Annotated in this window: 8 protein-coding genes; 2 read left to right on the forward strand and 6 right to left on the reverse strand. The window is 66.8% G+C overall.

What is annotated here, in order from left to right; translation table 11 throughout:
* The first annotated feature begins 219 nt into the window (after positions 1-219).
* Together DPV74_RS35500 and DPV74_RS35505 are read left to right on the forward strand one after the other, a co-directional pair.
* On the forward strand, positions 220-1,767 hold the full coding sequence (locus tag DPV74_RS35500; RefSeq protein WP_027789055.1) for a S41 family peptidase: 1,548 nt from the start codon (positions 220-222) through the stop codon (positions 1,765-1,767).
* A gap of 106 nt (positions 1,768-1,873) precedes the next feature.
* Positions 1,874-2,626, forward strand: a complete 753-nt coding sequence (locus DPV74_RS35505; RefSeq protein WP_060084165.1) for a molybdopterin-synthase adenylyltransferase MoeB — start codon at positions 1,874-1,876, stop codon at positions 2,624-2,626.
* A 72-nt stretch (positions 2,627-2,698) separates the two neighbouring features.
* On the opposite strand, the gene ptsP is transcribed toward DPV74_RS35505, so the two are convergent.
* The 6 genes from ptsP to DPV74_RS35535 form a co-directional block, all read right to left on the reverse strand.
* Positions 2,699-4,471, reverse strand: a complete 1,773-nt coding sequence (ptsP, locus tag DPV74_RS35510) for a phosphoenolpyruvate--protein phosphotransferase (protein WP_119338889.1) — start codon at positions 4,469-4,471, stop codon at positions 2,699-2,701.
* A gap of 210 nt (positions 4,472-4,681) precedes the next feature.
* Entirely contained in the window at positions 4,682-4,951 is a 270-nt protein-coding gene (locus DPV74_RS35515) for an HPr family phosphocarrier protein (RefSeq protein ID WP_006477716.1), read from the reverse strand.
* A gap of 73 nt (positions 4,952-5,024) precedes the next feature.
* On the reverse strand, positions 5,025-5,495 hold the full coding sequence (locus DPV74_RS35520; RefSeq protein WP_027789052.1) for a PTS sugar transporter subunit IIA: 471 nt from the start codon (positions 5,493-5,495) through the stop codon (positions 5,025-5,027).
* 230 nt (positions 5,496-5,725) lie between these two features.
* Positions 5,726-6,682: a glutathione synthase gene (gene gshB, locus DPV74_RS35525; protein ID WP_027789051.1), complete on the reverse strand. Its 957-nt coding sequence runs from the start codon at positions 6,680-6,682 to the stop codon at positions 5,726-5,728.
* A gap of 26 nt (positions 6,683-6,708) precedes the next feature.
* Complete coding sequence (gene gshA, locus DPV74_RS35530) at positions 6,709-7,998, reverse strand: glutamate--cysteine ligase (RefSeq protein ID WP_011353295.1); 1,290 nt, start codon at positions 7,996-7,998, stop codon at positions 6,709-6,711.
* 243 nt (positions 7,999-8,241) lie between these two features.
* A partial coding sequence (locus DPV74_RS35535; protein WP_162923230.1) for an ammonium transporter occupies positions 8,242-9,504 on the reverse strand: 1,263 nt, incomplete at its 5' end.

Raw genomic sequence — 9,504 nt, forward strand, 5'->3', positions numbered from 1 at the left:
GCCCGCGCACCGCGCGAACCTTCGCGCCCCCGGCGCTGTCGAATCCGCTTTCGAACCCGCGGCGCGCCCGGCGGTGCCCGGCCGGGCCGCCTTCCGGGCCCGCCGCGACGCCCGCTGCGACGCAATTCGCGCCGTTCCACTGAGTCTTCGGACGAACAGTTATACTTGTCCGCTACATCCCCGCTACCGCCACGCGCTTCCCGACCGCACCAGATCTCTATGCGAATGAAATTGAAGAACATCGGCCTGATTGCCGCGGGCCTCGCCACGGGCGTGTTCGCCACGCTGCAGGTTTCCGCATCGGCCGAGCAGACCGCCACGGCGCCGCTTCCCCTCGACCAGCTCCGCCTGTTCGCGGAAGTCTTCGGACAGATCAAGCGCGAGTACGTCGAACCGGTCGACGACAAGAAGCTGCTGACGGCCGCGATCAAGGGCATGGTGTCGAGCCTCGACCCGCACTCGTCGTTCCTCGACAAGACCGACTATGACGAGCTGCAGGAGCAGACGAAGGGCCGCTTCGCGGGTCTCGGCATCGAGATCTCGCAGGAAGACGGCCTCGTCAAGGTGATCTCGCCGATCGAAGATACGCCCGCGTTCCGCGCCGGCATCCGTCCGGGCGACCTGATCACGCGCATCAACGACAAGCCGGTGCGCGGCATGACGCTCGACAAGGCCGTGAAGCAGATGCGCGGCGAGCCGGGCACCAAGGTCACGCTGACGATCTTCCGCAAGAGCGACGACCGCACGTTCCCGGTCACCGTCACGCGCGCGATCATCAAGGTCCAGAGCGTGAAGATGAAGATCCTCGATCCGGGCTATGCGTATGTCCGCATCACGAGCTTCCAGGAGCGCACGACGCCCGATCTCGCGCAGAAGCTGCAGGACATCGCACGCCAGCAGCCGAACCTGAAGGGCCTCGTCCTCGACCTGCGCAACAACGGCGGCGGCCTGCTGCAGAGCGCGGTCGGCGTGGCCGGCGCGTTCCTGCCGCCCGACTCCGTCGTCGTGTCGACCAACGGCCAGATCCCCGATTCGAAGCAGGTCTACCGCGATACGTACGACAACTATCGCCTGCCGTCCTTCGACGGCGATCCGCTGAAGAACCTGCCGCCGGTCTTCAAGACGGTGCCGATGATCGTGCTGACGAACGCCTATTCGGCGTCCGCGTCGGAAATCGTCGCCGGTGCGCTGCAAGATTCGAAGCGCGCGCAGATCATGGGCAAGACGACGTTCGGCAAGGGTTCGGTGCAGACGGTCCGCCCGATGACGGCCGACACCGCACTGCGCCTGACTACCGCGTACTACTACACGCCGAGCGGTCGTTCGATCCAGAACAAGGGCATCACGCCGGACGTGCCGGTCGATCAGTACGCGGACGGCGATCCGGACGACGTGCTCGTGACGCGCGAGGTCGACTACACGAACCACCTCGCGAACACGCAGGATCCGAACGAGAAGAAGGAACAGGAAGAGCGCGAGCAGCGCCGGATGGATCAACTGCGCGTCCTCGAAGAGCAGAACGACAAGAAGACGCCGGAACAGCGCCAGAAGGATCGCGATCGCAAGCCGATCGAGTTCGGCAGCGCCGACGACTTCATGATGCAGCAGGCGCTCAACAAGCTCGAAGGCAAGCCGGTTCAGGAATCGAAGTCGCTGCTCGCCGAAAGCACGAAGGGCACGGCCGGCAAGGCCGCCACGGCCCCGAAGGCATCGGGCGCAAGCGCGAAGCCGGCTTCCGCACCGAAGCCCGCGTCGGCGCCGAAGTAAGCGCCGGCTGGCATCCGACGGGCCATCGCGGGAAGACCGCGATGGCCCGTTTTTCATGCGCGCCTAAAATAACGACACATCCGCCGCTTCGCCCACGACGCCCCCCATGAACGACGATCAACTCCTTCGCTACTCCCGCCACATCCTCGTCGACGAAATCGGCATCGAGGCGCAGCAGCGCTTTCTCGATGCGCATGCGATCGTCGTCGGCGCGGGCGGCCTCGGCTCGCCCGCCGCAATGTACCTCGCGGCATCGGGCGTCGGCACGATCACGCTCGTCGACGCCGATACGGTCGATCTCACGAACCTGCAGCGGCAGATCCTGCACGTGACGGCCTCGGTCGGCCGCAGCAAGGTCGAATCGGGGCGCGACACGCTCGCGCAACTGAACCCCGAGGTGAAGGTGGACGCGGTCGCCGCGCGCGTCGACGACGCATGGCTCGACGCGCACGTGCCGAGCGCGACCGTCGTGCTCGACTGCACCGACAACTTCGCGACGCGGCACGCGATCAACCGCGCGTGCGTCGCGCACGGCGTGCCGCTCGTGTCGGGCGCCGCGCTGCGCTTCGACGGCCAGATCAGCACGTTCGATTTCCGCGACCCGGCCGCGCCCTGCTATGCGTGCGTGTTTCCGGAAGACCAGCCGTTCGAGGAGGTCGCGTGCGCGACGATGGGCGTGTTCGCGCCGACGGTCGGGATCATCGGCGCGATGCAGGCCGCCGAGGCGCTGCGCGTGATCGGCGACATCGGCAGGACGCTCAACGGGCGGCTGATGATGCTCGATTCGCTGCGGATGGAATGGACGACGATGAAAATCGCGCGCCAGGCCGACTGCCCCGTGTGCGGGGGCCGGCACTGACGCGCGACGGGCATGCGCCAGGCGGCGCATGCTTGGTGACACTTCGCTACTTTTTGAGCGGCGACGTGGCGCCTATGCGGCCGCATCCGCGCGCGGCTCGGCGACCGACAGGCGCTGCAGCGCCGCCTGCACTTCCTCCGGCTCGAACGCGGCGAGCACGTCGGCCGTCGGCTTTTCGAGCGCCTTCAGGTGTGCGCGCAGGATCTCCTGCTTCACGACGAGCAGCTGGCTCGGGTGCATCGAGAACTCGGTGAGCCCCATCCCGAGCAGCAGGCGCGTAAGCGCCGGGTCGCCCGCCATCTCCCCGCACACCGACACGGATACCCCCGCGCGCTTCGCTTCGCGCAACGTATAGGCGATCAGGTGCAGCACGGCCGGGTGCAGCGGGTCGTACAGGTGCGCGACCGCGTTGTCGGCACGGTCGATCGCGAGCGTGTACTGGATCAGGTCGTTCGTGCCGATCGACAGGAAATCGAACCGCTTCAGGAACAGCGGCAGCGCGATCGCCGCGGCCGGGATCTCGATCATCGCGCCGATGCGCACGCTCGGATCGTACGCGAGCCCCGCGTCGTCGAGCTGGCGCTTCGCCTCGCGAATCAGGTCGAGCGTCTGGTCGATCTCCTGCGCGTGCGCGAGCATCGGGATCAGGATCTTCACCTGGCCGAACGCGGACGCACGCAGGATCGCACGCAACTGCGTGAGGAACATCTGCGGTTCGGACAGGCTCCAGCGGATCGCGCGCAGGCCGAGCGCGGGGTTCGGCGCCGTCTCGTAGCCCTCGTCGAGTGCCTCGAGCGGCTTGTCCGCGCCGACGTCGATCGTGCGGATCGTCACCGGCATGCCCTTCATCCACTCGACGGCCCGCTTGTAGGCGGCGAACTGCTCCTCCTCTTCCGGCATCTCCTTCTGATGCATGAACAGGAACTCGGAACGGAACAGCCCGACGCCGACCGCGCCGGCCTCGACGGCCGCCTTCGCGTCGTCGGGCAGCTCGATGTTCGCGTACAGATCGATCTTGGTGCCGCACAACGTTTGCGTCGGCGAGAACTTCAGACGCTGCAGCTTGCGTTGCTCCAGCAGCTTCTCGGACTGCCGGTACGAATACTCCTCGAGGACGATCGGCGCCGGATCGACGATCACGATGCCCTGGTCGCCGTCGACGATGATCAGGTCGTCCTGGCGGATCAGCGCGCTCGCGTGCTGCACGCCGACCGCGGCCGGAATGCCGAGGCTGCGCGCGACGATCGCCGTGTGCGACGTGCGCCCGCCGAGGTCGGTGACGAACGCCTGGAACGACTGCGACTTGAACTGCATCATGTCGGCCGGCGCGATGTCGTGCGCGACGACGATCATCTCGTTCGTGCCGTTCGCGGCCGCGCGGTCGAGCGCCTGCGACGCGGACGGTGCGCCGGCGAGCGCCTTCAGCACGCGCTCGACCACCTGCTCGATGTCGGCCTTGCGCTCGCGCAGGTATTCGTCCTCGATGTCGTCGAAGTGACGCGTGAGCAGCTCGAGCTGCTCGGTCAGCGCCCACTCGACGTTGTAGCGGCGCGTGCGGATCAGGTCGATGGTTTCCTGCACGAGCATCTCGTCGCCCAGGATCATCGCGTGGACGTCGATGAATGCACCGACCTCGCTCGGGGTGTCGTCGGTCAGGTCGGCGCGCAGCGCCTCGAGTTCGTGATGCACGACATCGAGCGCCGTGCGGAAGCGCTCGACCTCGGCATCGATCTGGTTTGCGTCGATCAGGTAATGGGCGACGTCGAGCGCCGCCGGCGCGATCAGGTACGCTCGCCCGATCGCGATACCTCGTGAGACGGGAATGCCATGCAGCGTGAAGGACACGCGCACCTCCTCTGTACAAGTAAAGCCGCGGCACACTGCTGCGATGCGCTTATGACCCCGGTTAGCGATTATAAATTCCGCGACTCCCCGCTGACTGCATGCACCGCAGCATTGCGCATTCCGCATCAATGCTTCCGACGAAAAAAATGCCGCGGAATCCGCGGCATTCTGACTGGAAACGGCAACGATCCCGTGCGCGGCGCGCGCGGATCACTGCCCTTCGCCGAACTTGTCCGCGATCAGTTTCAGCAGTGCGTCCATCGCTTCCCGCTCGTCGGGCCCTTCGGTCTCGATCGTCACGGTGCTGCCGATGCCCGCCGCCAGCATCATCACGCCCATGATGCTCTTCGCGTTGATCTTGCGCCCGTTGCGCGTCATCCAGACTTCCGACTGGAAGTTACCGGCCAGTTGCGTAAGCTTGGCCGATGCGCGCGCATGGAGCCCCAATTTATTGACGATGGTGGTTTCTTGTTGAAGCATGATTCTCGGTCGGGTCGGTCGGGACCGCCGGCGGCGCGCGCCGGCGGTGCTGTCTAAAACGGAAAACGGGAAATCAGTGCGACTCGGTGCGCGGTTGCGGTTCCGGCGGAATCGGCGCGCATTGGCCGCAGCCGGTTTCCGTCGGCGGCGGCGGTGTGCCGGCCGACACCTCGTGGACGCCCTTCGCCCCGCCGGACAGCGCCTTGTCGACGAGCTTGTCGAGCGGCACGGTGCGGTAGCAGACGGCCCGCACGAGCATCGGCAGGTTCACGCCCGCCAGCACGCGCACGTTGTCGAGCTTCGCAAGCTGGCCGGCGATGTTCGCCGGCGTCGCGCCGTACATGTCGGTCAGCACGACCACGCCGTTCTCTTCGCGGAGCCGCGCGAGCTCCGCGTGCGCGAACGCCATCACCTGGGCCGGATCGCTGTCCGCCATCACGTCGATACAGCCGATGCGGGCGGGCACGCCGCCATAGATGTGCGCGATGCAGTCCCGCAGCGCGGTGGCGAGCGGGGCGTGCGCGATGATCAGGATCCCGGCCATGTCAGATCGCTCCCGGCCGCCCCTGGCGGGCCGATACCCCGCGGCGGGGCAATGAGCGTAGCGAGTGTGGGAAACGTTTCATGGTCAGCCTTGCAACAGTTTCGGCCCGACCGCCGGGCCTTTGGTGCGCGATCGCGGCACCGGGCAAGCGGGCATTGTAGCAGGCCGGTCGAGCTGCTCCGGCGACGGGGGACCTGCGCGGCCGCCGCCGGGGTTGCGCGGGAGACGGCCTACGCGGCCGCACGCTCCAGCGCGTCGATGAACATCGCGGCGACGTCGAAGCCCGTCTGCTCCATGATCTCGCGGAAGCACGTCGGGCTCGTGACGTTCACCTCGGTCAGCCAGTCGCCGATCGCATCGAGGCCGACCAGCAACAGCCCGCGCGCCGCGAGCACGGGCCCGAGCGTGTCGGCGATCTCGCGATCGCGCGCGGTCAGCGGCTGCGCGACCCCGAGCCCGCCCGCCGCGAGATTGCCGCGCACCTCGCTGCCCTGCGGAATCCGCGCGAGCGAATACGGCACCGGCTCGCCCGCGATCAGCAGGATGCGTTTGTCGCCGGCCTTGATCTCGGGAATGAACTTCTGGATCATCAGCGAGCGCGTGCCGTCATGGCCGAGCATCTCGATGATCGCACCGAGGTTCATGCCGTCGGCCTTCACGCGGAACACGCCCATCCCGCCCATCCCGTCGAGCGGCTTCACGATCACGTCGCCGTGCTCGGCGTGGAAGGCGCGCAGGCGCGCCGCATCGCGCGTGACGAGCGTCGGCGCGACGAATTGCGGAAACTCGCCGATCGCGAGCTTTTCCGAGTGATCGCGAATCGACTGCGGCTTGTTGAATACGCGCGCGCCCGCCCGTTCGGCAAGCTCGAGCATCCACGTGGCCGTTACGTATTCCATGTCGAACGGCGGATCCTTGCGCATCAGCACCGCGCCGAACGACGTCAGCGCACGCGACTCGTGAGCGGCCGCCTCGTACCACGGTTCGCGGTGCAGGTCGGCCGTGTCGCCGACGATCGTCACGCGCTGCACGTCCGCCTCGACACCGCTCCCCGTCCATGCGAGCTGGTGCGGCTGGCACGCGTACACCGCATGCCCGCGCCGCGCCGCCTCGGCCATCATCGCGTAGGTCGAATCCTTGTAGATCTTGAAGCGCTCGAGCGGGTCGGCGATAAAGAGAATGTCCATGAGGTCCTGTACTTGGCGAAGGTCCGTTATACCTGGATGGCTTCGGGGTCGGTCTTTTCCAGTTCGATCGACGACGCGATCAGCGACAGCCGCGCGACGACGCCGTACATATAGAAACGGTTCGGCGGCGCGGCACCCGGCTTCGCGCCGGCATCCGGCAGCGCGGTGTGCTCGAAGCCGAGCGGCACGTAGTGCATGCCGGGCGCGTTCAGGTTCTGGTCGCGCTCGCGGCCGGCGTGCGTGCGGTAGAAGCCGCCGACCACGTAGCGGTCGATCATGTATACAACGGGCTCGGCCACTTCGTCGCCGACGCGCTCGAACGTATACACGCCTTCCTGCACGATCACGTCGCGCACCGCGAGGCCGGCCTTCGACTCGGCCATCTGCGCGCGCTCGGCCTTCGACATCCGGCCGATCTCGGCCGCGTCGTGCACGGTCATCACGCCGCGCCCCGCCGTGCCCGCGTCGGCTTTCACGACGACGTACGGCTTCTCGCTGATCCCGTATTCGCGGTACTTGCGCGCGATCTTCTTCAGCACGCCGTCGATCGCGTCGGCGAGCGCCTGCTCGCCTTCATGCGCCTGCCAGTCGACACCTTCCACGTGCGCGAAATACGGATTCACCATCCACGGATCGACGCCGACCATCTTCGCGAACTTCTTCGCGACGTCGTCGTAGCACGAGAAGTGCGTCGACTTGCGGCGCACGGCCCAGCCCGCGTGCAGCGGCGGCAGCAGGTACTGCTCGTGCAGGTTTTCCAGCACGGCCGGGATGCCGGCCGACAGGTCGTTGTTCAGCAGGATCGAGCACGGGTCGAAATTCTTCAGGCCGAGGCGGCGCTGCGAACGCTCGAGCGGTTCGAGCACGATCTTCTGGCCGTCGGCCAGCGTGATCGGCGTCATGTCGGTGATGCTCGGGTCGAGCGAGCCGAAGCGCACGTTCAGGCCGGCCTGGCGCATGATCGTCGCGAGGCGCGCGACGTTTTCGAGGTAGAACGCGTTGCGGGTCGGCAGCTCGGGAATCACGAGCAGGTTCTTCGCGTCCGGGCAGATCTTCTCGATCGCGGCCATCGCGGCCTGCACGGCGAGCGGCAGCACTTCGGACGGCAGGTTGTTGAACGCGCCGGGAAACAGGTTCGCGTCGACGGGCGCCAGCTTGAAGCCGGCATTGCGCAGGTCCACCGAACAATAGAACGGCGGGGTGTGTTCCTGCCATTCGAGCCTGAACCAGCGTTCGATCGCAGGCGTCGCGTCGAGGATCTTCTGCTCGAGTTCGAGCAGCGGACCGTTCAACGCCGTAACGAGGTGGGGAACCATGAATCACTCGCGAGCGGGAGAATGAAGATTGTAGAGCAATTGCCTTGCCCATTTGGGGATTGTTCCCGGCTTCACAAGGATATGCAGGAAGTTTTCGGCTATTGACCCGATAGAGTGAAGGGTTATCCGCTACGTCAGTGCGTGACAGGAGAAAAAAAGCCCGCCGGGTAGGCGGGCCGAAGTCGCTGCGCTCATTCGGGGCGGGCGCCGTCGTCGCGGCGGCCCGCCGTTGATTCGTGTGACTTATTCCACGTGCTCGCCGTGCAGGATCACGTCGAGACCTTCGCGCTCTTCCTCTTCGGTCACGCGCAGGCCCATCGTCAGGTCGATCAGCTTCAGCAGCACGAAGCTCAGCACGCCGCTGTAGACCAGCGTGATCAGCACGCCCTTCGCCTGCAGCAGCAGGCTGCCGTCGGCGCCGCCGATGTCCTTGACCGCGAACACACCCGTCAGCAGCGCGCCGAGAATCCCGCCGATGCCGTGCACGCCGAACGCGTCGAGCGAATCGTCGTAGCCGAGCTTCGACTTGAGCCAGGTCGCCGACCAGAAGCAGACGACGCCGGCGGCGATGCCGATCACCAGTGCACCCGCCACGCCGACGAAACCGGCGGCCGGCGTGATCGCCACGAGACCCGCGACCGCGCCCGACACGATGCCGAGCACCGACGGCTTGCCCTTCGCGATCCACTCGGCAAACATCCAGCCGAGCGCCGCGCAGGCGGTCGCCACTTGCGTGGTCAGCATCGCGAAGCCGGCACGGCCGTCAGCGGCGACCGCGGAGCCCGCATTGAAGCCGAACCAGCCGACCCACAGCATCGAGCCGCCGATCATCGTCAGCACGAGGTTGTGCGGCGCCATCGATTCGCGGCCGTAGCCGACGCGCTTGCCGAGCACGAGGCACGACACGAGGCCCGCGATACCGGCGTTGATGTGCACCACCGTGCCGCCCGCGAAGTCGAGCACGCCGTCGGCCGACAGCCAGCCGGTCGGCTCCCACACCATGTGCGCGACCGGCACGTAGACGATCAGCGACCAGAGCGTCATGAACACGAGCATCGCCGAGAACTTCATGCGATCGGCGAACGCGCCGCAGATCAGCGCCGGCGTGATGATCGCGAACGTCATCTGGTAGACGAAGTAGACCGATTCCGGAATCGTCGTCGCGAGATGGCTGACGGTCAGCGTCGTCGCCTTGTCGCCCTTGATGTAGTTCATGCCGTGCAGGAATGCGCGCGACAGGCCGCCGATGAAGCCGTTGCCCGGCGTGAACGCGAGGCTGTAGCCGACCACCGTCCACAGCACCGTGATCACCGCGGTGATCGCGAAGCTCTGCATCACGGTCGCGAGCACGTTCTTCTTGCGGACCATGCCCGCGTAGAACAGCGCGAGGCCCGGGATCGTCATGAACAGCACGAGCGCGGTCGACGTCAGCATCCACGCGGTGTCGCCCGCGCTGATCTTCGACGAATCGACCGAGAACGGTGCGGTCGGCGCAGCCGGTGCGGC

The organism is Burkholderia sp. HAN2018 (genome assembly GCF_024704855.1).
In the GTDB taxonomy this organism is placed as follows: Bacteria; Pseudomonadota; Gammaproteobacteria; order Burkholderiales; family Burkholderiaceae; genus Burkholderia; species Burkholderia cepacia.